Origin of the sequence: Variovorax sp. EL159 (genome assembly GCF_900100965.1) — a bacterium.
Taxonomy (GTDB): domain Bacteria; phylum Pseudomonadota; class Gammaproteobacteria; order Burkholderiales; family Burkholderiaceae_C; genus Variovorax.
Genome location: NZ_FMUJ01000002.1, coordinates 697,026 through 721,243 on the forward strand (window position 1 = coordinate 697,026; position 24,218 = coordinate 721,243).

Genomic DNA, 24,218 nt, shown 5'->3' on the forward strand with positions numbered 1-24,218 from the left:
AAGCGGCGGTGATTCAAGAAGGCTGCCGCCGCTTCGCCAGCCAGTTCCACCCGGCACCCGCGGCCATCAGCACGCAGGTGCCGAGGAACACGGCACGCATGCCGATGTGCCCGCCCACGAAGCCGCCAAGCAGCGGCCCCATGACCTGGCCCGTGTACTGCGCCGAGGTCGAGTAGCCCAGCATGTTGCCCGCCACGCGCTCAGGCACGTTGTGGCGAATCACGCTCGCAATGCACGGCAGCAACCCGCCGAGCGACAGCCCCATCAAAAAGCGCAGCACCACCAGCTGCCAGCCCGAGGTGACGAAGGCCTGCGGAATCAGCAGCACCGCCGACACCGCAAGGCAGCCGACGATCACGTTCCAGTGCCCCACGCGGTCGGCCAGCTTCCCCAGCCGCGAGGCCGACAGGATGCTGCCCAGCGCCGCGGCCGACATCACGAGCCCCGCCATCATCGTCACGCGATTCGGGTCTTCGACCAGCGTGGCCACGTAGACCGTGATGATCGGCTCGATCGACATGTTGGCGAGCATCAGCAGCATGCCGGTGAAGAGCATGGCGACCAGCGGGCGCTTGTCGGGAACGGCGGCCCAGCCGCTGCCGGCTTCGTCGCGCTGCTTCGCGGTCGAAGGCGCCTTCTTCTCTTCGCGAATGAGGAAGGCGGTGGCGAGAAAGGCCACGAAGATCATCGCGCCCGCCGCGAAGAAGGTCGCGCGGATGCCGATGAGCGGTGGCAGCGCGCCGCCGACCAGCGGGCCCACGAGATTGCCCGCCATGATGGCCGACGACATCGTGCCCAGCGCCCAGCCGGTGCGCGTCTTGGGCGTCTGCGTGGCGACCAGCACCATCGAGCCCGAGGCATAGCCGCCCAGCAGTCCCGCGAGCAGCCGCAGCCCGACGAGCTGCCAGACATTGCCCGCCATGCCGATCAGCGCCATCGCCACCGCCATGCCCAGGCTGGCGCGGATCAGCATCGGCTTGCGCCCGTAGCGGTCGGCCAGCCGGCCCCACAGCGGCGCGACCAGCGCGGCGGTGAAGAAGGTCGCGCCGTAGGCCACGCCGGACCACTGCACGATGGCCGCATGGTCCTTCACGCCCAGTTGCTCGACGTAGAGCGGCAGGAAGGGCAGCAGCAGCGTCATCGCCACGATGGTGGTGAAAGAGCCGAACATGCAGACGAAGAGATTGCGCTGCCAGTGTTCGTTGGCACTGCTGGTGGGGTCGGGCGCGGATGCGCCGCGCGAGGCGTGGGTTGTCGAGTTCGTCATGGGGCGAGAACTCATTGTGTGGCGATGCGGCCGATCGGGCGCCTGCCGATTGGCGGCGCCACCCATCGCGAGCGGCGCATGGGGGCTGTTTGACCGAACCCTGGATGCTCCGTAAGCTTTTGTCCTGAATATCAAAATCCCCTCTTTTCAGGACATCGTGATGAAGCGCATCGCCGTCGTCGTCTTTCCGGGCTTCCAGATCCTCGACCTGGCCGCCCTTGCCGTCTTCGAGCTGGCGAACCAGCACATGGGCCAGCCGATCTATGGCGTGGAGCTGCTTTCCGAGACCGGCGGGCTCACGCCCAGCTCGTCGGGCATCAGCGTCGAAACCAGGCGGTTCACGGCCTCGAAGTTCGACACGCTGGTGATGACCGGCGCGCTGACCATCGAGCCCACATCGGCCACCCTGTGCAAGATGCTGCGGGCGGGCGGGCGCAGTTCGCGCCGGCTGGCGAGCATCTGCACCGGCGCCTTCGGGCTGGCTGACGCGGGCCTGCTCGACGGGCGGCGCGTCACCACGCACTGGGCCTTTGCGCAGGAGCTGCAAAAGCGCCATCCGCTCGCCAAGGTGCAGCCGGACCGCATCTTCATCAACGACGGCACGCTCTGGACCTCGGCCGGCATGACGGCGGGCATCGACCTCATGCTGGCGCTGGTGGAGCAGGACCTGGGCGTCGAAGTCGCGCGCATGGCGGCAAAGAAGCTCGTCGTGTACCACCGCAGGGCGGGCGGGCAATCGCAGTATTCGGCACTGCTGGAACTGGCGCCCAAGTCGGACCGCATCCAGCAGGCGCTGGCGCATGCGCGGGCGAACCTGCGCGATCCGCTGTCGGTGGAAGACCTGGCCGAAGTGGCGCACCTGAGCCCGCGCCAGTTCAGCCGCGCCTTCAAGTCCGAGACCGGCCAGTCGCCAGCGCATGCCGTCGAGACCTTGCGCGTGGAAGCGGCGCGCCTGCTGATCGATGCCGGCGGGCTCGCGCTCAACGTGGTCGCCAGCGAGACGGGCTTCGGCGATCCCGAGCGCATGCGGCGCGCCTTCCTGCGCACGCTGGGCCAGCCGCCGCAGGCCGTGCGTCGCGTGGCGAAGCAGGCGGCCGAAGTGGCCTAAAAGGAGGCTTATATGGCATTTACGCCATTGCCTTGAAAGAAGAAACTTCCCTCACGCCCACAACAACGTGGCGACAAAAGGAAAGCTTCATCATGACTTCGACACAACAGGGCACCGCCCTCATCACCGGCGCTTCTTCGGGCATCGGCGCCGTGTATGCCGACCGGCTGGTCCGCCGTGGCTTCGACCTCGTTCTGGTTGCGCGCAACCAGGCCCGCCTGCAGGCGCTGGCCGACCGGCTGGCGGCACAGACGGGACGCAAGATCGAGACGATCGCCGCCGACCTGACGAACAAGCAGGACATCGCGCGCGTCGAGGCCGCCATCCGCGCGAACCGCGACCTGACGCTGCTGGTGAACAACGCCGGCGTGGGCGCCACCGCGCCGCTGTTGGCTTCGGACATCGAGAAGATGGAAGAGATGCTCGCGATCAACGTGAACGCGCTCACGCGGCTGACCTACGCGGCCGCGCCCGGTTTCGTGGCCCGTGGCGCGGGAACCATCGTGAACATCTCGTCCATCGTGGCGGTCTCGCCCGAAACGCTCAACGGCGTGTACGGCGGCAGCAAGGCCTTCGTGCTGGCCTTGAGCCAGTCGCTGCAGCATGAACTGGGCGACAAGGGCGTGCGCGTGCAGGCGGTGTTGCCGGGCGCCACGGCCACCGAGTTCTGGGACATCGCCGGCCTGCCGGTGCAGCACCTGCCGACAGAGATCGTCATGAGCGCCGAAGACATGGTCGACGCGGCCCTGGCCGGGCTCGACCTGGGTGAGCAGGTCACCATTCCCGCGTTGCCGAGCCAGGCCGAGTGGGATGCCTTCGAGGCGGCGCGCCGTGCCATGTCGGCCCGGCTTTCCAGCTCGGCGCCTGCGCCTCGCTATGGCGTGACGGGTGCGCGTGCGCAGGTGGCCCTGCAGGCTTGAGAAAGCCCCGCACTAAAATCCGCACCCCGCAGCCGGGCGTCCCGGCCGGCTGCGGGTTTTTGCTTTTCCGGGGCCATGTAGAGGACCACCATGTACAAAAACCTCGCGGGCCGCGCCGTTCTGGCGCTGGCAGCCGCTTGCTTTTTATCTCCCGTTTTTTCTCAAACACAGGCTCCCAAAGAGCCTTTGAAGATCGGCTTCGTCTACGTCACGCCGGTCACCGATGCCGGCTGGGTGCGCCAGCATGAAGAGGGCCGCAAGGCCGTCGATGCGGCGCTGGGCGCGAAGGTAAAGACCACCTTCGTCGAGAACGTGGCCGAAGGCGCCGATGCCGAACGCGTGATCCGCGACCTCGCGCAGCAGGGCAACAAGCTGATCTTCACGCCGAGCTTCGGCTACATGGAGCCGACGCTGAAGGTGGCGAGGGACTTCCCCGACGTGAAGTTCGAGTCGATCACCGGCTACAAGACCACGCCCAACGTTGCGACCGCCAATGCGCGCTACTACGAGGGCCGCTATCTCGCCGGCATCGCCGCGGGCCGCATGACGAAGACGAACGTGGCGGGCTACGTCGCCGGCTTTCCGATTCCGGAAGTGCTGCAGGGCATCAACGCCTTTGCGCTGGGCATGCGCTCGGTGAACCCGAACGCCAAGGTGATCGTGGTGTGGCTCAACGAGTGGTTCGATCCGCCGAAGGAGCGCGATGCGGCCATGACGCTGTTCAACCAGAACGCCGACGTGGTGGCCTTCCACACGGGCTCGACCGCCGTGATGTCGGCGGCGCAGGAGCGCGGCAAGCTGGCCATTGCGTACCACTCCGACATGCGCAAGATCGCGCCCGACGCGCAGATCGTCGCGGTCACGCACCAGTGGGGCGGCTACTACACGCAGCGCGCACGCGCGGTGCTCGACGGCAGCTGGAGGAGCGGCAACCTCTGGGGCGGCGTGAAGGAAGGAATGATCCGCGTCGGCGACTTCGGCACCAAGGTGCCCAAGGCCGTGCAGGACGAGGTGCTGGCGCGGCAGAAGGACATCGCGGCGGGCAAGCTACAGCCGTTCCGTGCGGTGGCTGCCGACGTGCGCGACAACGAAGGCCATGTCGTCATCGCGAAGGGCGCACAACTGAGCGACGACCAGATCCTGAAGATGAACTGGCTGGTCGAAGGCGTGCAAGGGCGCGTGACGCGCTAACCGAGCCGCTCGACCACGAAATCGATGAAGGTGCGCAGCTTGGCGCTGGGCCGCGCCTCGGGCAGCCGAAGGATGTGCACCTTGCGCGTCGGCAGCTCCCAGTCGGGCAGCAACTGAACCACCTGGCCCGAGGCGAGCGCGGGGCCGAGCAGCGCATCGGCCTGCACGATCACGCCCACGCCGGCCATCGCCGCTGCCAGCAGCGCCTGTCCGTTGTTGGTGGTGAGCGGGCCGCGCACGGGCACGTGTACCGTCTGGCCGTCGCGCGTGAAGCGCCATGAATGGTTCGGGCCCCAGGTGGCAAAGCCCAGCAGCGGAAAGGCTTCGAGGTCCGATGGATGTTTCGGCTGGCCGTGGCGCTTGACCCAGGCCGGGCTCGCGACCGCGAACATGCGCGCCAGCGCGAGCGGCCGTGCGATGAGGCGTTCGTCCACCGCCGCACCCGAGCGGATGCCGCAGTCGAAGCCTTCTTCCGCAAGATCGACCACGCGGTCGTTGAGCACCAGGTCCACCTTCACCTGCGGGTAGGCAGCGATGTAGTCGCCGATCACCGGCGTGAGCCGGTGCGCGCCATAGGCCACCGGTGCGGTAACGCGCAGCACGCCCTGCGGCATGGCGCGCAGCGATTCAGCCACGCCGTCGGCGGTGTGCACGCTCGCCAGCACGTCGCGACAGCGCTCCAGGTAGGCGGCGCCGATCTCGGTCAGCGCGTGGCGGCGGGTGGTGCGCTCGAGCAGCCGCGCGCCCAGTTGCTCTTCGAGCGCGCGGATGTGCTTGCCGACCATCACGGCCGACAGGTCGAGCGCCTCGGCGGCGGCCGCGAAGCTGCCCGCGTCGACCGTGGCGACGAAGACTTCCATGGCGCGGAGCTTGTCCATATTGATAACTCTGGGTTCCGAATAACCGAACTGATTGCCAATTTATCAAATCAACGGTTCTCAAAACAATGGCCGCTTCATTGATTCACTTAGGCGGAGTTCTTCATGAAGGTTCTTGTGGTGGGCGCGACGGGCGCCATTGGCAGCGCGGTGGCACAGGTGCTGGCCGCGCGTGGGCACGAGGTGGTGCGTGCGGGCCGCACGCGCGGCGACCGGCAGGTCGACATCACCAGCGATGCGAGCGTCGAGGCGCTGTATGCGGCGGTGGGCCGTGTCGATGCGATCGTGTCGGCGGCGGGCGGGCTGTTCTTCGGGCCGGTGGCGGAGATGACGCCAGCGAACTTCAACGTCGGCCTGCAGGACAAGCTGCTGGGCCAGGTGCGGCTCGCGCTACTCGGCCAGCATGTGCTGCGCGATGGCGGCTCGATCACGCTGACCACGGGCGTCGCGGCCGACGACCCGGTTCGTGGAGGAAGCAATGCAGCGGCCGTGAATGCGGCGGTCGAGGGCTTCGTGCGCGGCGCGGCGATCGAGCTGCCGCGCGGCCTGCGCATCAACGCGGTGAGCCCGACGCTGCTGACCGAATCGGCGGCCGCGTATGGCGCGCTCTTTCCGGGCGTTGAAACCGTACCGGCCGCGCGCGTGGCGCTGGCCTATGTGCGCAGCGTCGAAGGTCCGCTGACGGGGCGCGTGTTTCGCGTGTGGCAATGAGCAGGCGTACGCGGCTGGTGGGCGCGCTGCTCGCCCTTGCGACGACGACGGCTGCCATCGCGGCGCCGCCTGCTGTGCAGGCGCTGCCCCAAGACTGGTATCCGGAAAGCATGGCCATCGGGCCGGACGGCACGTTCTATGTCGGCAGCTGGCGGCAGGGCGCGATCGCGCGGTTGAAGCCGGGCGCCGCGCCGAAGGCCGAGGTGCTGGTCAAGCCCGGCGCCAATGGCCTGGCGAACGGGCAGGGCGTGCTGGTCGATGCGAAACATCGGTCGCTGTGGGTCTGCTCGGGCAACAGCGGCTTCACCACCGTGCCGCAGACGCCGAGCGCGCTCAAGCGCTACGACCTGGCCACCGGTGCGCCGCGCGCAAGCTACGCGATGCCCGACAACGGCTATTGCAACGACCTCGCGCAGGACGCACGCGGCAATCTCTACGTGACGGATTCCTATCACCCGCGCGTGCTGAAGCTCGCACCCGGCGCCACGGCGCTGACGATCTGGAAGGAAGACCCGGCGCTGGCCGGGGAGGGGCCCTACAAGGGGCTGAACGGCATCGCCATCGATAGTGGGCGCGATGTGTATGTGAGCCTCGTGGCGGCGGCTTCCTACCTGCTGCGCATCGATCTCGGCGCCGATGGCAAGGCTGGCGAAGTCACGCGCATCGAGGCGCCGCGCACGATGAAGAACGTCGACGCGATCCGTGCCTGGAAACCCGGCCGCCTCGTGCTGTTCGAGAGCAATGCCTTCGGCGACGGGCCCTATGGCGGACAGATCACCGCGGCACGCATCGACGGCACGAAGCTCGGCCTGCAGACCGTGGTGGCGGGGCTCAACGATCCGTCTTCGGGCGCGGTGCTGGGGGACACGGTTTATTTCATCGAATCGAAGTACGGGCTGCTGACGAAGCACAAGGACAGCGACCCGCCCATTCCGTCCGGCGTGCCCTTCGACATCCAGTCGCGTGCGCTGCCACGGTGAGTGCGTTCGGCATATAGCACTCATATGCGCATGGAAATTGCGGCGGCGCGGGGCTGGATTACCCTCCGCAGCCACGATGAAAAAAGCCTACCGCGCCTCCCTCCTGCGATTCGACGCCGCAGGCCAGCCCGTTTTCGATGAAGACGGCCTGCTGGTCGTCGCCCCCGATGCCACCGGCCGCCAGCGCGTGCTCGATGCCGGCAGCCATGCCGCCGTGGCGCCGCGCCATCCCGATGCCGAAGTGACCCACCTGCCGGGGCGCATTCTTGCGCCGGGCTTCGTGGACATGCACATCCACTATCCGCAGACCGACATCATCGGCGCGCCCTCGCCGGGGCTGCTGCCCTGGCTCGAGAACTACACCTTTCCGGCCGAAAGCAAGTTCGTCGACCCCGCGCATTCGCGCGAGGTGGCCGACGTGTTCTTCGACGAGTTGCTGCGCAACGGCGTGACCACGTCGCTGACCTTCGCGACCTCGCACGTGGCCTCGGTCGATGCCTTCTTCGAGAGCGCGCAGCGCCGCCAACTGCGCATGATCACCGGCAAGGTGCTGCAGGACCGCAACTCGCCCGACGGCGTGCGCGACCAGACCGAGCAGAGCCTGATCGATTCCGAAGCGCTGATCCGCAAGTGGCACAACGTCGATCGCCTGGGCTACGCCATCACGCCGCGCTTCGCGCCTACCAGCACCGACGCGCAGATGCGCGGCGCGGGCGAACTGGCGGCCAGGTACGGCGACACCTGGATCCAGTCGCACGTGGCCGAGAACCGCGACGAAGTGCAATGGGCGCGCGAGCTGTACCCCAAGTCGCGCTCGTACCTGGACGTGTACGCGGGCTTCGGCCTGATGCGCGAGCGTGCCGTGTACGCGCACTGCATCTACATCGACGACGAAGACCGCCGCCTGATGCGCGAAACGAAAACGGCAGCCGCAGTGAGCCCCACGAGCAACCTGTTCCTGGGCAGCGGCTTCTTCGACTTCGGCGCGGCCGATCGCATCGAGTCGCCCTATGGCCTGGCAAGCGACGTGGGCGGCGGCACCAGCTTCAGCCCCTTCCACACGATGATGGCCGCCTACTACGTGGGCCGCGAAGGCCAGACCAAGACCGGCCTGAGCATCGCGCCCTCGCGGCTGTGGTGGCACCACACCGGCGGCGCGGCGCGTTCGCTGGGGCTCGATGGCGTGGTGGGCAACCTGCAGCCCGGCTGCGAGGCCGACTTCCTTGTGCTCAACCCTTCGGCCACGCCGCTGCTGGCGCGTAAGACCTCGCTGGCGAACAACCTCGAAGAGATGCTGTTCGCGATGATCGTGCTGGGTGACGATCGGCTGGTAGAGCGCACGGTGATTTCACAGGCGGGCTGACAGGCCGCGTTTGCAGGGCCTACGAGGCCCGGCAGTTTTCGATCAACGACCCACGGTCCGCGCCGGGCCGCAAGGCGGCGATGCGTGCCGCCGCGCTCTGGCATGAAGCCAGCGCCTCGCTTTGCGGTCGCGTGCTGTCGCTGCGGGTGAATTCTCCGAGGTAGATGTTCGCTACTTCGCGCCAAGGCTCTTGTGGCCAGGCTGCGATGGCCTGGAAGAGCGCTGCCTCGCCGTCCTTCCAGACGCGCCCCTGGCTGGACGGGCTGATCGCGCTGACGAGGTTGCGAGCGTAGGCACCGCCTTCGGCGCACCATGCGAAGCGGCCATTCACCTGCCTGGAGATGGCCTCGACGATGTCCATGCGGCGCTGGGAGAGCGCGTAGCCAAAAAGGCGCTGCAGCGCCCCTTCGCCTGCGCGCAGCGGCGGCGCGCGATGGCTGGCCAGCACCCTCAGCATGTCGGTGGGAACGGGGCCTTGTGGCTTGGCGATGGCCCCGGCTTCGCGAAGCGCAAGGGTGGCCGACACGTCTTCCGCCTTCATGAGCCAAGGGGCGTCGTCGTCGCGCTCCGCCAGGCCGACAAAGCAGGCGGTATGGGCGGGGTCGATGCTGGCGCCGCGCCACGACCCGGATTTCTTGGCCTGCTGCTGCGCTTGTTCCAGCGAGCGGTCAAGAATGTGCCACGCGTTGGCCTTGAGCGCATCGTCGAGTCGCCCGGAGTAGTCCAGCGCAGCCATGCCGCATGTGTACGCGTCGATCTGCCTCTGGAATTCGGGGGGCACCGTTTTGATGAATTCCAGGCACGCCGTGCCCGCGGTTTCGAGCGCGACGGGATCGTCCGCTTCCATGGCTTCACGAATTGCCGCCAGGTTCTTGTCGTGAGAATTTCGCCAAGGCGCGAAGGCTACGGCGCCCTTGGCTGCCTCGCGCGCCGCCTCGCGCTCACGCGACCAATCCGACACCGCGCCGAAGCCCATGAACAGGCCCACCGCGCCGAAATACACGATGGAAATCGTTCGGGTCCGCCAGGCCAGCGCCGCCGCCAGCAGCAAGGCAAGGCCGAAGCCACTCCCAACGAAACCAGCGCCGGTCCAGAACGACGAGCCGGACGAGCCGCCACCGTGGCCGCCGCAGCATCCTCCCGCGATCGCGCCGCCGATCGCACTGGCCAGCGCGACGCCCATCGTGACAAGGCCGATCAGGAGCAGCGCCAGGCCGAGCAGCGCCTGGGTTTTGCGCGACATGCGCGACATGCGGTCGCCCGGCGCGTCTGGGCTAGGCCCGGCGGGGCGAGGCTGGTTTTCTGGGTTCATGGTCTGTGGCCGGCGCTGCGGCGGGCCCGTCTTGTCGTTGTGCGGGGCAGGATAGCCTCAAGCCGCACACGCGAACCGGCATGCCACAATTCGCGCCATTTCCCCCCGCAGCAGCAGCGACCGCATATGAGCATCAAGAGCGACAAATGGATCCGGCGCATGGCCGAGCAGAACGGCATGATCGAGCCCTTCGAGCCCGGCCAGGTGCGCGAGAGCGACGGCCACAAGATCATCAGCTACGGCACCTCGAGCTATGGCTACGACATCCGGTGCGCGCCTGAATTCAAGGTCTTCACCAACATCCACAGCACCGTGGTCGACCCGAAGAATTTCGACGAGAAGAGCTTCGTCGACATGCACGGCGACTACTGCATCATCCCGCCCAACAGCTTCGCGCTGGCGCGCACCGTCGAGTACTTCCGCATCCCGCGCAACGTGCTGACCATCTGCCTGGGCAAGAGCACGTATGCGCGCTGCGGGATCATCGTCAACGTGACCCCCTTCGAGCCCGAATGGGAAGGCTACGTGACGCTCGAATTCAGCAACACCACGCCGCTGCCCGCCAAGATCTACGCGGGCGAAGGCTGCGCGCAGGTGCTGTTCTTCGAGAGCGACGAGGTCTGCGAGACCAGCTACAAGGACCGTGGCGGCAAGTACCAGGGCCAGCGCGGCGTGACATTGCCAAAAACCTGACGAGCCCGCAGGCCGCGCGCTGACGGCCGGTTACCCCGCCGGGCGCTGGCCCAAGTACCATCCTGCGTCACCGGCAACTACTCCTGCAAAAGCCGGTAAGGAGATCGCGATGAGATGGGAAGGCAACGAACAATCGGACAACGTCGAAGACCGCCGTGACGAAGGTGGTGGCGGTGGTGGTGGTGGTGGTGGCGGCTTCATCGGCGGCCGCGGCATCGGCATCGGCACCATCGCGGTCGCGCTGATCGCGGGCTGGGTCTTCGGCATCAACCCGCTCACCGTGCTGGGCCTGCTCAGCGGTGGCGGCGGGCCTGCCCAGGTGCAGCAGCAACCCCATCAAGGGCCGGCGCCCAAGCCGCCTTCGGGCGACCGCGAGGCGGCCTTCGTCTCGACCGTGCTGCGCAACACCGAAGTGGTCTGGACGGACATCTTCAAGCAGAACGGCGGCACGTACCACGCGCCCAAGCTGGTGCTGTTCCGCGGCGTCACGCCCACGGCTTGCGGCACCGGGCAATCGGCCATGGGCCCGTTCTACTGCCCCGGCGACCAGAAGGTCTACATCGACCTCGGCTTCTACGACACGCTGAAGAACCAGCTCGGCGCACCGGGCGAGTTCGCGCAGGCCTACGTCATTGCGCACGAGGTCGGCCATCACGTGCAGGACGAACTCGGCATCACCGCCAAGGTCGACGGCATGCGCAACCGTCTGAGCCAGACGCAGAACAACGCGATGAGCGTGCGCGTCGAGCTGCAGGCCGACTGCTTCGCGGGCGTGTGGGCCCATCACTCGCAAGAGTCGAAGAAGTGGCTCGACCCGGGCGACATCGAGTCCGCCATGAACGCCGCGCAGAAGATCGGCGACGACGCCCTGCAGCGTTCCGCAGGCCGTGCAGTGGTGCCCGACAGCTTCACCCACGGCTCCAGCGCGCAGCGCCAGAAGTGGTTCGGCGCGGGTTATCAAAGCGGCGACATGAAGTCCTGCGACACCTTCAACGCACGCAGCCTCTGAGCGTTGAGGGCCTGAAAGGCCCATTTTCATTGAGCTGATCGCTATTGAATAAATAGCAATTCCGTTGGCGCGGGCGTTGTCATGCGGCCGTCACTGCCGTTTTTTGCGGCAATGCGACAATAGCCGGCTCAATGACAAGTTCCTTCTCCAATCTTTCGCTGGCTGAACCGCTGGCGCGCGCCGTGGCCGAAATGGGCTACGAGACCATGACACCGATCCAGGAGCAGGCCATTCCGGTCGTGCTTTCGGGGCAGGATGTGATGGGCGCCGCCCAGACCGGCACCGGCAAGACGGCGGCGTTCTCGCTCCCGTTGCTGCAGCGCATGCTCAAGCACGAAAACGCCTCGACCTCGCCCGCGCGGCACCCGGTCCGGGCCTTGGTGCTGCTGCCCACGCGCGAGTTGGCCGACCAGGTCGCGCAGCAGATCAAGCTGTACGCCAAGTACACCAACCTGCGCAGCACGGTCGTGTTCGGCGGCATCGACATGAAGCCGCAGACGCTGGAATTGAAGAAGGGCGTCGAGGTGCTGGTCGCCACGCCGGGCCGTCTGCTCGATCACATCGAAGCCAAGAACGCGGTGCTCAACCAGGTCGAGTACGTGGTGCTCGACGAAGCCGACCGCATGCTCGACATCGGCTTCCTGCCCGACCTGCAGCGCATCCTGAGCTACCTGCCCAAGCAGCGCACTACGCTCCTGTTCTCGGCCACGTTCTCACCCGAAATCAAGCGGCTCGCCAGCAGCTACCTGCAGAACCCGATCACCATCGAGGTGGCGCGGCCGAACGAAACGGCGTCCACCGTCGAGCAGCACTTCTACAGCGTGAGCGATGACGACAAGCGCCGCGCCCTCAAGCAGATCGTCAAGCAGCGCGGCATCACGCAGGCCTTCGTGTTCGTCAACAGCAAGCTCGGCTGCGCGCGCCTCGCACGCTCGCTGGAGCGCGACGGTCTGCGTACCACCGCACTGCATGGCGACAAGAGCCAGGACGAACGCCTGAAGGCGCTCGCCTCGTTCAAGGCCGGCGAAGTCGACCTGCTGGTGTGCACCGACGTCGCGGCCCGTGGCCTCGACATCAAGGACGTGCCGGCGGTGTTCAACTTCGACATCCCGTTCAACGCCGAAGACTACGTGCACCGCATCGGCCGCACGGGCCGTGCAGGCGCTTCCGGCCTGGCCGTGAGCTTTGCGAGCGGTGGCAACGATGCGCGCTTGGTGGCCGACATCGAGAAGCTCATCAAGAAGAAGATCGAGCTCGAACCCGTCGAGTTCGAAGAAGACCGCCCGCGCGGCCGCATCAACGACGGACGCCGTCATTGGCGCGAAGAAGGCGAAGCCGGCGACTCGCGCGACGTACTCGACCAGCCACGCGAACGCAGCAGCAGCCTGAGCGGCAGCGACGCGCGCCGTGGTGGCGGCGGACGCCCGCACCGTGCGCCATCGGCACCGCGCGATCCGTTCTTCGACAAGCCCTACGAACCGGGCCAGCCCGACACCACGCCAGCCTGGGAAGCCGCCGCCAAGGCAGCGCCCGCACGTGGCATTTCGAGCAACATCAAGAGCAAGCGCAAGGTCGCGGCGCTCTTCAAGAGCGCAGAGCCGAGCTGATCGGCTCCACCGATGCCGCGCGAAGCCGCGGCATCCATTCCTTCATCCCCTCCAGAAACACCGAGGAACCGGCTTCGCCGGGCCTCAGGTGCTGCCTCCGGTAGAGGCGTGGCGTAGCGACACGAAGTACGCGCAGCCTGGCGAGAGGCGAGCCTTACCTCCAGCCGCGGTGCCAACCGTATTGCGGGTGGTGCCAGCCCCAGCCATAGCGCGGGTGATAGGCCCACACGAAGCCCACACCAGGCGACACATAAGTCGGCGCGACATACGCCACGCCCGGAGGCGCTGCGTACACAGGTTGCGCGGGCGCTACCACGCAGCCGGTAAGTGCGGCCGCCAGCGCGGCGGCAGAAACGGCGATGACAGGAAATCTCATGGCAATGCTCCTGGACAAGTTGTTATCGATGTCCTCAAGCAACGCCCCGTTTCCCCCGTGGATGACCGCCTTTACCCGCGCGAAACACTGTCACCCGCCCGTTGCAAGGGCAGGTCTTCCAAGCCTTTCAAGCAGCTTTCGCGCGGCCGCTAGATCACGTTGAAATGATGCGTTCCGTCGCGCCCCAACTGTGCGACGAGGCCGTACTCCCAATCCAGGTAGGCCTGCATTGCCTCGGCCGGCGCGTCGGTGCCTTCGTAGGGACGGCGGTAGCGATCGGTGCGTGGCGTGGCGAGCCGTGTTTCGCCCGATTCGATTTCCAGGCCGGCGGCAAACCATGCCGTGTTGCCGCCTGCCAGCACCAGCACTTCGACATCGCCCTTGCCGCGTGCATCGAGCAGCGCGCGAAGGTCCGCCGCGGCATAGCGTGCGAGCAGGCTGCTGCCGCAGGTCAGCACGTAGCGTTGTGCCGAAGGGATGACAGCCTCCAGTGCGTGCCCGAGCTGCGCGCGGATCAGGTACCACGCGCCCGGGATGTGGCGCTTCACGTAGTTGGCGCTGGTGGTCACGTCGATCACGGCTGTGCCGGGTTGCTTCAGCAAGGCCGCCAGATCGATCGGCGTGATCTCTCCCACGATGGCGGCAACAGGTGGATAGGCCGATGCCGGAGCGGCCGTTTCAATCAACGCCGAAGCCGCGGGAACCACATCCGGCACATAGACCTCCCACCCCATCTGCACGAGCCACGACGCGCTCATCGACGCACGCACGCCATCGTCATCGGCCAGCACGATGCGCGCGCCGCGCACCGGCACCTGGTGATCGGTCTCCTGCACCAGTTGTCCGCCGGGTGCGCTGGCAAAGCCCGGTAGATGGCCCACCGCGTATTCCTCGGGCGTGCGCACGTCGAAGCGGTACACCGTGCGGCCCGGTGCTTCGAGCGTCTGCAACGCATCGAGCGCAATGCGCCGCACGCCTGCGCGATCGGCCACGCGCCGCGCATCGGCCTGTGCCTGCGCGCGGTGCGCATCGGACACCGCCGCCGGCGCCTGCCGGTCGGCCCCGTGGTCGAGCACCTGCCCCGCGAGCTTCCAGCCGATGGTGCCGTTGCGCAGTGCCGCGACCGGGTTTGGAATGCCCGCATTCACCAGCGACTGCGTGCCGATGATGCTGCGTGTGCGGCCTGCGCAATTGACGATGACCTGCGTGGCCGGGTCGGGTGCCAGCTCGCGCACGCGCAGCACCAGTTCCGCGCCGGGCACGCTGGTGGCTGAAGGAATGCTCATCGTCTGATACTCATCGAAGCGGCGCGCGTCGAGCACCACCACATTGGCCTTGCCATCGACCAGCGCCTTCACTTCGGGCGCGGAAAGCGAAGGCGTGTGCCGCTCGTGCTCGACCAGTTCGCCGAAAGATTTGCTCGGCACGTTCACGTCGCGGAACAGCTCGCCACCCGCAGCGCGCCAACCTTCGAGGCCGCCTTCGAGCAGGTGCACGTTGCTGTAGCCGAGCGAGGCCAGCGTTTTCGCGGCCAGCGGCGCAAGGTCGATGCCGTCATGCGCGCCATACAGAACGATCAGCGTGTCCCGCCGCGGAATGCGCCGCCAGGCTTCGATCTCGATGCGCGACAGCGCCAGGTTCGCGGCCCACAGCGGATGCTCCTGCGCGAACGGATCTTCCTCGCGCACGTCGAGCAGGGCGATTTCTTCGCGAGCAACGAGGCGCTCGCGCACGGCGGCGAAAGAGAGCTGGGGAGATGCGGCAGTCGTCATGCGGGTGTCTGTCTGAGTTCGGCGGAGCGGTCCCAAAGGTTGGGGAGCAGCGTGTTGGAGTATCCGGAGACAAAGGGCTTGCGACCGCCCTCGGCCGGGTAAGTATGACGTCGCACGGCCCCGATGTTGGCGCCGTAGACGTGGATGCTGATCGACACCCGGTCGGTGTACGCGTTGTGCACGCGGTGCAGATCGCCGACGGTGGGCGACACGGCTTCCACATGGCCAGCGTCCAGCCGAACCGCTTCGCCATGCGGCTGTGCCAGCCCATCGGCGCCGAAGGCAAAGCCCTGGCTGTATTCCGCGCCGCGCAGCATGCCGATCAGCCCCCACACCGTGTGGTCGTGCACCGGCGTGGCCTGCCCTGGACCCCAGACGAAGCTGACGACCGAAAAGCGCTCGGTGCTGTCCGCATGCAGCAAAAACTGCTGGTAGCGCGCCGGATCGGGTTGGGCAAAGGCATCGGGCAGCCAGTCGTCGCGCGCGACCAGCGTGCGCAGCAGCGCGCCGCCCTCGGCGAGGATGCGCGGTTCATCGGGCGCGCTGTCGAGCAACCGGCCGAAGGCGCCGACGAATTCGCGCAGCGGCGCGATCGAAGGCGGCGCGCTCAAAGACGACGCGGTCACGCCGTGCGTTTCCAGAGCTGCGTGTCGGTGATTGCGCGCACGTCCACCCGCACCGGCAGGATGCCGTCGCGCGCCGAGCGGTCGGCCACGGCCTGCAGTGCGACGATGTCTGCCTCGCTCACCGGCCGGCCTGCCACCGAGGCGCGCGCGGTGATGATGCGCGACGACTCGATCGGCAGCCGCGTGAGCTGGGTGTAGGCCTGCGCATAGGCTTCGGGGTTGGCCAGCGCCCAATCGCCCGCGCGGCCCAGCCGGTCGAGAAACTGCACGATGGCCGCGCGCTTGGCCGGCTCGGCCAGCGAATGCTCGCTGGCCGTGATGAAGCCCAGCGCGGTGTTGATGCCGCGCCCGTCGCGCAGGATGCGGCCGCCCTGCTGCAGCGCGATCGTGTAGTACGGATCGAAGATGGCCCAAGCGTCGATCTGCTTCGACGCAAAGGCCGCGGCCGCATCGGTCGGCAGCACGAACTTCACCGTCACTTCGTCGCGCCGTACGCCGGCTTCTTCGAGTGCGCCGTAGAGCTGGTATTGCGAGATGCTGCCGCGCGCCGACGAGACGATCACTGTCTTGCCGCGCAGGTCGCTCACGCTGCGCAGCGGCGAATTTGGCTGCACCACGATGCCCAGCGAATCGGCCTTGCCGACGCGCGTGGCCACGATCTTCAGCGGCGTCTTGCCGACGGCCGCGGCCAGCACCGGGAGGTCGCCGGCCATCGCGGTGTCGACGGCCGCGCTGCGCTGCGCCTCGAACAGAGGTGCGGCACCCTGGAAGTTGGCCCAGCGGTAGGCGAAGGGTGCGCCTTCGAGCGTCTTCGATGCCTCGAACAGCGAGCGCAGGCCACCGGCCTGGTCGCCGAGGATCAGCGTGGTCTGAGGTTGTGCGAAGGCGCGCAACGAGGCGGTGGCGGCCAGCGACAGCGCGGCGCCTTGCTTCAGCCAACTGCGGCGGGAAGCATTGGAAAACAGCAGGTCGGTCATGCGGCCACTCCCGCAGCCAGCAGCGCGCGCTTGCCCGCAGCAACCAGGATCGCATCGTTCTGCGGCGTATGGATGCGGCTGCACAGCACGTCGCGGTAGTGGCGCTCCAGCGGGTTCTGCCGTGTCAGGCCGTGGTTTCCGCTCAGTTGCAGCGCGAGTTCGACCACGCGGATGGCGTTGCCCGTCACGCTGTACTTCAGCAGGCCGCTGTCGGCGGCAGGCTGGGCATGGCCGTGGTCGACGGCACTGGCCGCATCGTCGAGCAGCACGCGGTTGGTGCGCAGCAGCGCTTCGATTTCGCCCACATGCTCCTGCACGCGCGGCAGGCTTGCGAGCGGTGCGCCCAGGCTGCCGGGTGCACGGCCGTTCAGGAAGCCGATCAGCCAGTCGCGAGCAGCACGGGCCACCGCGTCGTAGAGGCTGCCGAGCAGCACGACCATCCACGCCTGTTGCGTGGCGTGCGCGTCGATGTCGGTCTGGCTGCCGGCATCGGGTGCCCAGTCGGCCGGCGCGCGCAGGTCGACGGCATGGTCGGGGTCGATGGCCACGTTCTCGAACACCACTTCGTGGCTGCCCGAGGCGCGCAGGCCCAGATGGTCCCAGCTCGCGATCACGCGCACGCCGGGTGCATGGCGCGGCACCAGGAACACGCCGGTGCGCGGCGAGGCCTCGTCGGTGCGGGCCCACACGACGAGCCAGGTCAGGCCTTCGATGCCGGTGGTGTAGAGCTTGTGGCCGTCGATCTTCCAGCCGTTGCCATCGCGCCGGGCGACGGTGCCGGGCAAGCCACCTCGCGCGGGCGAGCCGAGCGCGGGCTCCACGCGCAGCGAGTTGATGAGCGCGCCGCGTTCCACCGCGTCGTGCGTGACCCGCTCGCGCAGGTGCGACGGCCAGCGGCTGTCGTTGCGCGTCAGTCCGTGGTGCTGCAGGTAGGTCATGGTGAGGATCAGCGCCGTGGCCGGCTCTCCGCGCGCCACGGCGGCAATCACGCGCCGGGCCGTGGCGAGCGTGGCACCGCCGCCGCCATGCGCGGCCGGCGCCACCAGGCCGATCAGCCCGTGGGCCTGCAGCGCCGCGAAGTTGTCGTGGGGAAAGGCGCCGCTGCGGTCGTGGTCGGCCGCGGTGGCGGCGAACTGGGCCGACAGCTGCGCCAGCACCGCATCGTCGACGGTGGCGGGCGGGTGCGGCGGGTGTTGTTCTTCAGGCGTGGCCGACGGGCGGCGCAAGGGGAGTGCACTCATGGTTCCTGCACGGTAACGGGCTGCCAGAGCCCGGAGAACGATGTATCCCGCATATCCAAATTCGGTTTTCTGCGTTCGCTTTCGGCAGCCCTCTCGTTACGGTCTCGTGACTGCCGAAGCAGGAAGAAGAAAGAACTCAGCGCATGAAACAGGATTTCCCTCTGGACCGACGCCGCCTGCTGCAAGCCGCCGCCGCATGGGGCGCCGCAGCGAGCGCAGGGTGGGCCGGTGCGGCCACGCCATCGCGCGATCTGTCGGGCGTGACGCTGCGCGTGGGTACCTACAAGGGGCTCTGGCGGCCACTGCTGCAGGCATCGGGTCAGGCGAACACGCCCTACAAGATCGACTGGCGCGAGCTCAACAACGGCGTGCTGCACATCGAGGCCATCAATGGCGACGCGCTCGACCTGGGCTCTGGCAGCGAGATTCCGCCCGTGTTCGCGGCGCGCCAGAAGTCCAGCGTGCGGCTCGTGGCCGTCACGCATGAAGATCTGAACAACCAGGCCACGCTGGCGCGCAAGGATTCGCCGATCCGCAGCATCGCCGACTTCAAGGGCAAGCGCGTGGGCTACGTGCGCGCCACCACCTCGCACTACTACCTGGCCAAGCAGCTGGCCGAGGCGGGGCTTTCGTTCAGCGACATCCAGGCCGTGAGCCTGACGCCTTCGGACGGCCTCTCGGCCTTTGCGCGGGGCGATCTCGATGCCTGGGCCATCTATGGCTACAACGGTCAGTTGGCGCGCACCCAGTACGGCGCGCGGATCATCAAGACCGGCGTGGGGTACCTGTCGGGCAACTTCCCGATCTATGCCAACCCGCGTGCGCTCGACGACGCACTGCGCCGCGCGGCACTCGCCGACCTGCTGCAGCGCCTGCAGCGTTCGTTCGCGTGGATCAACGGCAACTTCCTGGCCTACGCGCGTGCGCAGTCGGCCGAAACGCGCGTGCCCGTCGGCGACATCGTCGAGCTGTTCAACGGCCGCAGCGGCGACTACAGCCTGGGCCCCGTGAGCGACGCCGTGGTACGCAGCCACCAGGACGTGGCCGACACCTTCCTGAAGATCGGCGTGCTCGATGGCCCGGCCGATGTGAAGCCCCTGTGGGACCGCAGCTTCGAAAGCGTGCTGCGCCTGCCTGCCGCCTGATTCCCTCCATACACACCACCCCGAAAAACGAGGACACCATGAGCCAGAACGACGTTGAATTCATCGGCATGATCCAGGGCCAGAAGGTCTCGGAGATCCACGCCGCCAAGGGCCCGGCCATCGACCGCGACTATGTGCGCGCCTTTGCGCAGGCGCACGAGAACGCCGGCTTCGACCGCGTGCTGGTGCCGCACCATTCGACCAGTCCCGATGCCACGCTCACCGTGGCCTATGCGGCATCGGTTACCGAGCGCATCCACTTCATGCTGGCGCACCGCCCCGGCTTCGTGGCGCCCACGCTGGCGGCGCGGCAGTTCGCTTCGCTCGACCAGTTCAGTGGTGGCCGGCTCGGGGTGCACTACATCTCGGGCGGCTCCGATGAAGAGCAGCGGCGCGATGGCGACTGGCTCGACCATGACCAGCGCTACGCCCGTACCGACGAATACCTCGACGTGCTGCACAAGGTGTGGACCAGCGAGAAGCCCTTCGACCACGCAGGCGCGCACTACCGTTTCCAGAATGCCTTTTCCGAAGTGAAGCCGGTGCAGACCCGCAACGGCAAGCCGCATGTGCCGGTGTACTTCGGCGGCGCCTCCGAGGCCGCGATTCCGGTCGCCGGCAAGTACGCCGACGTGTACGCGCTGTGGGGCGAGTCGCTCGATCAGGCGCGCGAGCTGACCACGCGCGTGCGCGCCGAAGCGGCCAAGCACGGGCGCAGCGTGCGCTTCTCGGTGTCGTTCCGCCCGATCCTGGCCGAGACCGAAGAGGCCGCATGGGGGCGCGCCGACAGCATCCTGGCCGAGACGAAGCGCCTGCGCGTGGTGCAGGGCTACAACCGCGGCGGGCCGCAGCAGAGCGAAGGTGCCAAGCGCCTGCTGGCTGCTGCAGACAAGGGGCCGCGCCTCGACAAGCGGCTCTGGACCGCCGTGGCGCAGGAGATCGGCGGGCGCTCGAACAGCACCGCGCTGGTCGGCACGCCGGAGCAGGTGGCCGATGCGCTGCTCGATTACTACGACCTGGGGGTGACGACCTTCCTGATTCGTGGCTTCGATCCGCTGGAGGACGCGACGGACTACGGCCGCGAGCTGATTCCGCGCACGCGCGAGTTGGTCGCGCAGCGCGCTGCCTCTGTTCGCAAGGCGGCCTGACCCCGTCTTTCTCCCTCCCCCTCTGGGGGAGGGCAGGGGTGGGGGCAAGCGGCCTTCAACGCCGCGCAGCCTTGAAGGCCGCGCGTGCCCCCATCCCAACCTTCCCCCAGAGGGGGAAGGCGCAAGACCAAAAAAACCGAACACGAGGAATCCCCATGAGTGCCGTTCTTTCCATCGACCGCAATGCCGCCCCATCGCTGAAGCTCAACCCGAACCCCCAACAGAAGTACTGGTTCGACCCCATCCCCCCACGCACCAGCGTGCAGGCCGAGCGCCGCCACCGGCAAGAGCGCCTGGCCGGCGCCTTCCGCCTGTTCGCGCGCTTCGGCTTTGCACAAGGCCTGGCCGGCCACATCACCGCGCGCGACCCCGAGCTGACCGATCACTTCTGGGTCAACCCGCTGGGCATCCACTTCTCGCGCATCAAGGTCTCCGACCTGCTGCTGGTCAACGCGAAGGGCGAGACCGTCATTGGCGACCGGCCGCTCAACAAGGCCGCCTTCGCCATCCACGCCGCGATCCACGAGCACAACCCGAAGATCGTTGCCGCAGCCCACACGCACTCGACCTACGGCAAGGCCTGGTCCACGCTGGGCCGCAAGCTCGACACCATCACGCAGGACAGCTGCGTGTTCCATGACGACGTGGCGCTGTTCGACGACTTCACCGGCATGGTGGTCGACAGCAGCGAGGGCGACCGCATCGCGCAGGCGCTGGGCGACAGGAAAGGCGCGATCCTCAAGAACCACGGCATCCTGACGGCGGGCCCGACGGTGGAGGCCGCGGCGTGGTGGTACATCGCGCTCGACAACGCTTGCCACACGCAACTGCTGGCCGAGGCCGCCGGCAAGCCGCAGCCCATCGACGAAGCCACCGCACGCCACACGCACAGCCAGATCGGCGGCCCGGAGGGGGCCATTCATTCCTTCGACAGCCTGTACGAAGGCCTGGTCGAAGCCGAGCCCGAGCTGCTGCGCTGAACCCCCAAGAAAAACTTCCGGAGTTGTCGATGAACGCATCCCTTTCCCGCCGCAGCGTGCTGCGCGCAGGCGGCGCTGCCGCCGTGGTCGCCTCGGGCGGGCTGATCGCCTCGCAGGCCTTCTCGCAGCAGTCGCGCAAGCTCACCTTTGCCTGGAACGCGGCGGCCTTCTGCCTCTCGCCCGTGGTGGTGGCGCAGGAGCGCGGCTACTTCGAGCGCAACGGCCTGCAGGTGGACCTGATCAACTACACCGGCTCGACCGACCAGTTGCTGGAGTCGCTGGCCACGGCCAAGGCCGACGCCGCGGTGGGCATGATCCACCGCTGGCTCAAGCCGCTGGAGTCGGGCTTCGACGTGAAGATCGTCGGCAGCTCGCACGGTGGCTGCGTGCGGCTGGTGGGCGCAAAGAGCGCGGGCGTGACCGACATCGCCAGCCTCAAGGGCAAGATCATCGGCGTGTCGGACATCGCGAGCCCGGGCAAGAATTTCTTCTCGATCCTGCTGACGAAGAACGGCGTCGATGCCGACCGCGACGTGACGTGGCGCCAGTACCCGGCCGACCTGCTCGACATCGCGGTGAAGAAGGGCGAGATTCACGCCATTGCCGACGGCGACCCCAATGTCTACCTGATCGAGAAGCGCAACAAGGGCGTGTTCGTCGAAGTCGCGAGCAACCTCTCGGGCGAATACAAGGACAAGGTCTGCTGCATCGTCGGCGCGCGCGGCGAACTCGTGCGCAAGGACAAGGCGACCGTGGCCGCGCTCGTGCGCGCCATCGCGCAGGCCTCGGACTACGTGGCCGAGAACCCGAACGAGTCGGCCAAGCTCTTCGCCAAGTATTCGCCCAACGTGCCGGTGGAAGACCTGCGCGCGCTGCTGGGCACGCTCACGCACAGCCACCATCCGCTGGGCAGGAACCTGCGCGACGAGGTGGAGTTCTATGCGCGCGATTTCCGTGGCGTCGGCGTGTTGAAGAAGACCACCGACCCGGTGCGCTTCGCCGAGCACGTCTCCTACGACCCGCTGGCATGAGCACCCCCGATCCGGCCCTGGGCTTCGATTCCCTCCCCTTCCGGGGGAGAGCCGAGGTGGGGGCCGCGGCGCCCGCACGCGCACAGGCCTCCGCTTCGACGCCGCACCGCACCTCCGCGGCCGTGCCCGCGTGGCGCAGCGGCTTTGCCGCCGCTGTCGCATGGTTCGCACTGGGCCTGCTCACGGTCTACTGGCCCAACAAGGCCGTCGGCTTCAGCGACTGGGCCTACACCGACGAGTTCGGCATCGCTGCCATCGTCGCCGGTGCATTGCTGCTGGCCGCGGCGTTGCTCGGCTCTCGGGCCGGCCGCGTCGGGCGCGTGCTGCGGCCCGCCGGGCCGTGGCTCGTCGCGCTGCCGCTGCTGTTCGCCCTCTGGGAGATCGCGACCGCCAAGCTCGCTCTGCTGCCCACGCCTTTCTTCGCGCCGCCGCAAAGCCTGGTCGAGACCTACATCGACGACTGGCGTCGCCTCGGCGAAAGCCTGCTGCATTCGACCCGGCTGCTCGCGCACGGCTTCGTGCTGGGCGCGCTCGCGGGCTTCCTCACGGGCGTGACCATCGGCTGGTCACGCATCGCGGGCTACTGGGTGCATCCGGTGCTGCGCTTCTTGGGCCCGGTGCCGGCTTCGGCATTGCTGCCGCTCGCGTTCTTCTTTTTTCCGTCGAGCTACGCAGCGGCTGTGTTCCTCATCGCGCTGGCCACGGGCTTTCCGGTGGCGGTGCTCACGTGGTCGGGCGTGGCGGGCGTCAACCGCAACTACTACGACGTGGCGCGCACGATGGGCGCGAGCGAGCGTTTCCTGGTGCTGCGCGTGGCGATTCCCGCCGCGCTGCCGCAGGTGTTCGTCGGTCTCTTCATGGGCTTGGGCGCGGCTTTCTCGGTGCTGGTCACGGCCGAGATGATGGGCGTGAAGGCCGGGTTGGGCTTCTATCTGTCGTGGGCGCAGGGCTGGGCCTCGTACTCGAACATGTACGCCGCGCTGATCGTCATGGCCGTGCTGTGCTCGGGCCTCATCACGCTGCTCTTCAAGGTGCGCGACCGCGTGCTGTCGTGGCAGAAGGGGACCGTGAAATGGTAGAGGCCGTCACCACCAGCACCACCACCGCCGAGCCGGGCGTTCGCAAGGCCGGCGCGCACATCGACATTCGCGGTGTGAGCCACTGGTTCGATGTGCCAGCGGGGCCGCTTCAGGTGCTCGACGACATCGACCTGACAGTGAAGCCCGGCGAGTTCGTCGCGCTGCTGGGCCCGAGCGGCTGTGGCAAGTCGACACTGTTGCGGCTCGTGGCCGGTCTCGAACCCGCCACGGCCGGCCGCATCACGCAAGACGACGCACCGATCACGCGGCCCGACCCGTCGCGCATCGTCGTCTTCCAGGACCCGACGCTCTACCCCTGGCGCAGCGTGTGGGACAACGTGGCGCTGGGCCTGCAGGCGCGCGGCGTGCTCAAGGCGCAGCGCGGGCGTGTGGACGAAGCGCTGAGGCTCGTGGGCCTCACCGACTTCGCAAAGGCCTTTCCGCACCAGCTCTCGGGCGGCATGGCGCAGCGCGTGGCGCTGGCGCGTGCGCTGGTCAACGATCCGCAACTGCTGGTGCTCGACGAGCCGCTCGGCAAGCTCGACTCGCTCACGCGCATCGCGATGCAGAGCGAGCTGGTCAACCTGTGGCAGCGCGCGGGCTTCTCGGCGCTGCTGGTCACGCACGACGTGGAAGAGGCGCTGTTCCTCGCCAACCGCGTGATCGTGCTGAGCGACCGGCCGGCGCGCATTGCGGCCGAGATCGTGGTCGACCTGCCGTACCCGCGCCATCGCGGCCATGCGCGGCTGGCCGAGTTGCGCCACGAAGCGCTGCGCCACCTGGGGCTCGACGCGACCTGGTGAC

23 protein-coding genes are annotated in these 24,218 nt (G+C 67.8%); 15 read left to right on the forward strand and 8 right to left on the reverse strand.

Going from position 1 to position 24,218, the window contains the following annotated elements; all coding sequences use genetic code 11:
- Window positions 1–13: 13 nt before the first annotated feature.
- Window positions 14–1,267, reverse strand: coding sequence for an MFS transporter (locus tag BLQ28_RS09420; protein ID WP_143012457.1), 1,254 nt, complete (start codon window positions 1,265–1,267; stop codon window positions 14–16).
- A 160-nt stretch (window positions 1,268–1,427) separates the two neighbouring features.
- On the opposite strand from BLQ28_RS09420, the gene BLQ28_RS09425 reads away from it, so the two are divergent.
- The 3 genes from BLQ28_RS09425 (at window position 1,428) to BLQ28_RS09435 (ending at window position 4,486) form a co-directional block, all read left to right on the forward strand.
- Complete coding sequence (locus tag BLQ28_RS09425; protein WP_093238609.1) at window positions 1,428–2,375, forward strand: GlxA family transcriptional regulator; 948 nt, start codon at window positions 1,428–1,430, stop codon at window positions 2,373–2,375.
- A 92-nt stretch (window positions 2,376–2,467) separates the two neighbouring features.
- Window positions 2,468–3,295: an SDR family NAD(P)-dependent oxidoreductase gene (locus BLQ28_RS09430; RefSeq protein WP_093238610.1), complete on the forward strand. Its 828-nt coding sequence runs from the start codon at window positions 2,468–2,470 to the stop codon at window positions 3,293–3,295.
- Between the two features lie 90 nt (window positions 3,296–3,385).
- Entirely contained in the window at window positions 3,386–4,486 is a 1,101-nt protein-coding gene (locus BLQ28_RS09435; RefSeq protein ID WP_093238612.1) for a BMP family ABC transporter substrate-binding protein, read from the forward strand.
- On the opposite strand, the gene BLQ28_RS09440 is transcribed toward BLQ28_RS09435, so the two are convergent.
- Window positions 4,483–5,364 (reverse strand): LysR family transcriptional regulator, encoded by an 882-nt coding sequence (locus BLQ28_RS09440; RefSeq protein WP_093238613.1) that lies wholly within the window; start codon window positions 5,362–5,364, stop codon window positions 4,483–4,485. The genes BLQ28_RS09435 and BLQ28_RS09440 overlap by 4 nt on opposite strands.
- 105 nt (window positions 5,365–5,469) lie before the next feature.
- Between BLQ28_RS09440 and BLQ28_RS09445 the strand changes: the two genes are divergently transcribed.
- The 3 genes from BLQ28_RS09445 (at window position 5,470) to guaD (ending at window position 8,418) form a co-directional block, all read left to right on the forward strand.
- Entirely contained in the window at window positions 5,470–6,075 is a 606-nt protein-coding gene (locus BLQ28_RS09445; RefSeq protein ID WP_093238615.1) for a short chain dehydrogenase, read from the forward strand.
- On the forward strand, window positions 6,072–7,055 hold the full coding sequence (locus BLQ28_RS09450; protein ID WP_093238616.1) for an SMP-30/gluconolactonase/LRE family protein: 984 nt from the start codon (window positions 6,072–6,074) through the stop codon (window positions 7,053–7,055). Before BLQ28_RS09445 ends, BLQ28_RS09450 begins: the two co-directional genes overlap by 4 nt.
- Window positions 7,056–7,131: 76 nt before the next feature.
- Window positions 7,132–8,418 carry a guanine deaminase gene (gene guaD / locus BLQ28_RS09455; RefSeq protein ID WP_093238618.1) on the forward strand — a complete coding sequence of 429 codons (1,287 nt, stop codon included), beginning with the start codon at window positions 7,132–7,134 and terminating at the stop codon, window positions 8,416–8,418.
- A 19-nt stretch (window positions 8,419–8,437) separates the two neighbouring features.
- Here guaD and BLQ28_RS09460 read toward each other — a convergent pair whose 3' ends face one another.
- A complete protein-coding gene (locus tag BLQ28_RS09460; protein WP_143012458.1) occupies window positions 8,438–9,661 on the reverse strand; it encodes a hypothetical protein in 1,224 nt (407 codons plus the stop codon).
- Between the two features lie 195 nt (window positions 9,662–9,856).
- On the opposite strand from BLQ28_RS09460, the gene dcd reads away from it, so the two are divergent.
- From dcd to BLQ28_RS09475, 3 genes are all read left to right on the forward strand, one after another.
- Window positions 9,857–10,423, forward strand: coding sequence for a dCTP deaminase (dcd, locus tag BLQ28_RS09465; RefSeq protein WP_093058509.1), 567 nt, complete (start codon window positions 9,857–9,859; stop codon window positions 10,421–10,423).
- Window positions 10,424–10,532: 109 nt separating this feature from the next.
- A complete protein-coding gene (locus tag BLQ28_RS09470) occupies window positions 10,533–11,432 on the forward strand; it encodes a KPN_02809 family neutral zinc metallopeptidase (RefSeq protein WP_093238621.1) in 900 nt (299 codons plus the stop codon).
- A gap of 131 nt (window positions 11,433–11,563) precedes the next feature.
- A complete protein-coding gene (locus BLQ28_RS09475) occupies window positions 11,564–13,039 on the forward strand; it encodes a DEAD/DEAH box helicase (protein WP_093238622.1) in 1,476 nt (491 codons plus the stop codon).
- A gap of 154 nt (window positions 13,040–13,193) precedes the next feature.
- On the opposite strand, the gene BLQ28_RS09480 is transcribed toward BLQ28_RS09475, so the two are convergent.
- The 5 genes from BLQ28_RS09480 to BLQ28_RS09500 form a co-directional block, all read right to left on the reverse strand.
- On the reverse strand, window positions 13,194–13,415 hold the full coding sequence (locus tag BLQ28_RS09480; protein WP_093239422.1) for a hypothetical protein: 222 nt from the start codon (window positions 13,413–13,415) through the stop codon (window positions 13,194–13,196).
- 149 nt (window positions 13,416–13,564) lie between these two features.
- Complete coding sequence (locus tag BLQ28_RS09485) at window positions 13,565–15,187, reverse strand: rhodanese-related sulfurtransferase (protein WP_093238624.1); 1,623 nt, start codon at window positions 15,185–15,187, stop codon at window positions 13,565–13,567.
- Window positions 15,184–15,813 (reverse strand): cysteine dioxygenase family protein, encoded by a 630-nt coding sequence (locus BLQ28_RS09490; protein WP_305367550.1) that lies wholly within the window; start codon window positions 15,811–15,813, stop codon window positions 15,184–15,186. Before BLQ28_RS09490 ends, BLQ28_RS09485 begins: the two co-directional genes overlap by 4 nt.
- Window positions 15,810–16,790 (reverse strand): ABC transporter substrate-binding protein, encoded by a 981-nt coding sequence (locus BLQ28_RS09495; RefSeq protein ID WP_093238627.1) that lies wholly within the window; start codon window positions 16,788–16,790, stop codon window positions 15,810–15,812. Before BLQ28_RS09495 ends, BLQ28_RS09490 begins: the two co-directional genes overlap by 4 nt.
- A complete protein-coding gene (locus BLQ28_RS09500; RefSeq protein ID WP_093238628.1) occupies window positions 16,787–18,031 on the reverse strand; it encodes an acyl-CoA dehydrogenase family protein in 1,245 nt (414 codons plus the stop codon). Before BLQ28_RS09500 ends, BLQ28_RS09495 begins: the two co-directional genes overlap by 4 nt.
- Before the next feature lie 143 nt (window positions 18,032–18,174).
- Between BLQ28_RS09500 and BLQ28_RS09505 the strand changes: the two genes are divergently transcribed.
- The 6 genes from BLQ28_RS09505 (at window position 18,175) to BLQ28_RS09530 (ending at window position 24,217) form a co-directional block, all read left to right on the forward strand.
- Window positions 18,175–19,176 carry an ABC transporter substrate-binding protein gene (locus BLQ28_RS09505; RefSeq protein WP_093238630.1) on the forward strand — a complete coding sequence of 334 codons (1,002 nt, stop codon included), beginning with the start codon at window positions 18,175–18,177 and terminating at the stop codon, window positions 19,174–19,176.
- 38 nt (window positions 19,177–19,214) lie between these two features.
- Complete coding sequence (locus BLQ28_RS09510) at window positions 19,215–20,324, forward strand: LLM class flavin-dependent oxidoreductase (protein ID WP_093238631.1); 1,110 nt, start codon at window positions 19,215–19,217, stop codon at window positions 20,322–20,324.
- Window positions 20,325–20,479: 155 nt separating this feature from the next.
- Complete coding sequence (locus BLQ28_RS09515) at window positions 20,480–21,304, forward strand: class II aldolase/adducin family protein (RefSeq protein ID WP_093238633.1); 825 nt, start codon at window positions 20,480–20,482, stop codon at window positions 21,302–21,304.
- A gap of 29 nt (window positions 21,305–21,333) precedes the next feature.
- Complete coding sequence (locus BLQ28_RS09520; protein WP_093238634.1) at window positions 21,334–22,335, forward strand: ABC transporter substrate-binding protein; 1,002 nt, start codon at window positions 21,334–21,336, stop codon at window positions 22,333–22,335.
- On the forward strand, window positions 22,332–23,414 hold the full coding sequence (locus tag BLQ28_RS09525) for an ABC transporter permease (protein WP_093238636.1): 1,083 nt from the start codon (window positions 22,332–22,334) through the stop codon (window positions 23,412–23,414). The genes BLQ28_RS09520 and BLQ28_RS09525 overlap by 4 nt, the downstream gene beginning before the upstream one ends.
- On the forward strand, window positions 23,408–24,217 hold the full coding sequence (locus tag BLQ28_RS09530) for an ABC transporter ATP-binding protein (RefSeq protein ID WP_093238637.1): 810 nt from the start codon (window positions 23,408–23,410) through the stop codon (window positions 24,215–24,217). Before BLQ28_RS09525 ends, BLQ28_RS09530 begins: the two co-directional genes overlap by 7 nt.
- Window position 24,218 lies beyond the last annotated feature (1 nt).

What these genes read in the sequence shown, in the direction of transcription:
- BLQ28_RS09420 (WP_143012457.1), bottom strand. Translation starts at nt 1,267, where the DNA reads ATGACGAACTCGACAACCCACGCCTCGCGCGGCGCATCCGCGCCCGAC.
- BLQ28_RS09425 (WP_093238609.1), top strand. Translation starts at nt 1,428, where the DNA reads ATGAAGCGCATCGCCGTCGTCGTCTTTCCGGGCTTCCAGATCCTCGAC.
- BLQ28_RS09430 (WP_093238610.1), top strand. Translation starts at nt 2,468, where the DNA reads ATGACTTCGACACAACAGGGCACCGCCCTCATCACCGGCGCTTCTTCG.
- BLQ28_RS09435 (WP_093238612.1), top strand. Translation starts at nt 3,386, where the DNA reads ATGTACAAAAACCTCGCGGGCCGCGCCGTTCTGGCGCTGGCAGCCGCT.
- BLQ28_RS09440 (WP_093238613.1), bottom strand. Translation starts at nt 5,364, where the DNA reads ATGGACAAGCTCCGCGCCATGGAAGTCTTCGTCGCCACGGTCGACGCG.
- BLQ28_RS09445 (WP_093238615.1), top strand. Translation starts at nt 5,470, where the DNA reads ATGAAGGTTCTTGTGGTGGGCGCGACGGGCGCCATTGGCAGCGCGGTG.
- BLQ28_RS09450 (WP_093238616.1), top strand. Translation starts at nt 6,072, where the DNA reads ATGAGCAGGCGTACGCGGCTGGTGGGCGCGCTGCTCGCCCTTGCGACG.
- guaD (WP_093238618.1), top strand. Translation starts at nt 7,132, where the DNA reads ATGAAAAAAGCCTACCGCGCCTCCCTCCTGCGATTCGACGCCGCAGGC.
- BLQ28_RS09460 (WP_143012458.1), bottom strand. Translation starts at nt 9,661, where the DNA reads ATGTCGCGCAAAACCCAGGCGCTGCTCGGCCTGGCGCTGCTCCTGATC.
- dcd (WP_093058509.1), top strand. Translation starts at nt 9,857, where the DNA reads ATGAGCATCAAGAGCGACAAATGGATCCGGCGCATGGCCGAGCAGAAC.
- BLQ28_RS09470 (WP_093238621.1), top strand. Translation starts at nt 10,533, where the DNA reads ATGAGATGGGAAGGCAACGAACAATCGGACAACGTCGAAGACCGCCGT.
- BLQ28_RS09475 (WP_093238622.1), top strand. Translation starts at nt 11,564, where the DNA reads ATGACAAGTTCCTTCTCCAATCTTTCGCTGGCTGAACCGCTGGCGCGC.
- BLQ28_RS09480 (WP_093239422.1), bottom strand. Translation starts at nt 13,415, where the DNA reads ATGAGATTTCCTGTCATCGCCGTTTCTGCCGCCGCGCTGGCGGCCGCA.
- BLQ28_RS09485 (WP_093238624.1), bottom strand. Translation starts at nt 15,187, where the DNA reads ATGACGACTGCCGCATCTCCCCAGCTCTCTTTCGCCGCCGTGCGCGAG.
- BLQ28_RS09495 (WP_093238627.1), bottom strand. Translation starts at nt 16,790, where the DNA reads ATGACCGACCTGCTGTTTTCCAATGCTTCCCGCCGCAGTTGGCTGAAG.
- BLQ28_RS09500 (WP_093238628.1), bottom strand. Translation starts at nt 18,031, where the DNA reads ATGAGTGCACTCCCCTTGCGCCGCCCGTCGGCCACGCCTGAAGAACAA.
- BLQ28_RS09505 (WP_093238630.1), top strand. Translation starts at nt 18,175, where the DNA reads ATGAAACAGGATTTCCCTCTGGACCGACGCCGCCTGCTGCAAGCCGCC.
- BLQ28_RS09510 (WP_093238631.1), top strand. Translation starts at nt 19,215, where the DNA reads ATGAGCCAGAACGACGTTGAATTCATCGGCATGATCCAGGGCCAGAAG.
- BLQ28_RS09515 (WP_093238633.1), top strand. Translation starts at nt 20,480, where the DNA reads ATGAGTGCCGTTCTTTCCATCGACCGCAATGCCGCCCCATCGCTGAAG.
- BLQ28_RS09520 (WP_093238634.1), top strand. Translation starts at nt 21,334, where the DNA reads ATGAACGCATCCCTTTCCCGCCGCAGCGTGCTGCGCGCAGGCGGCGCT.
- BLQ28_RS09525 (WP_093238636.1), top strand. Translation starts at nt 22,332, where the DNA reads ATGAGCACCCCCGATCCGGCCCTGGGCTTCGATTCCCTCCCCTTCCGG.
- BLQ28_RS09530 (WP_093238637.1), top strand. Translation starts at nt 23,408, where the DNA reads ATGGTAGAGGCCGTCACCACCAGCACCACCACCGCCGAGCCGGGCGTT.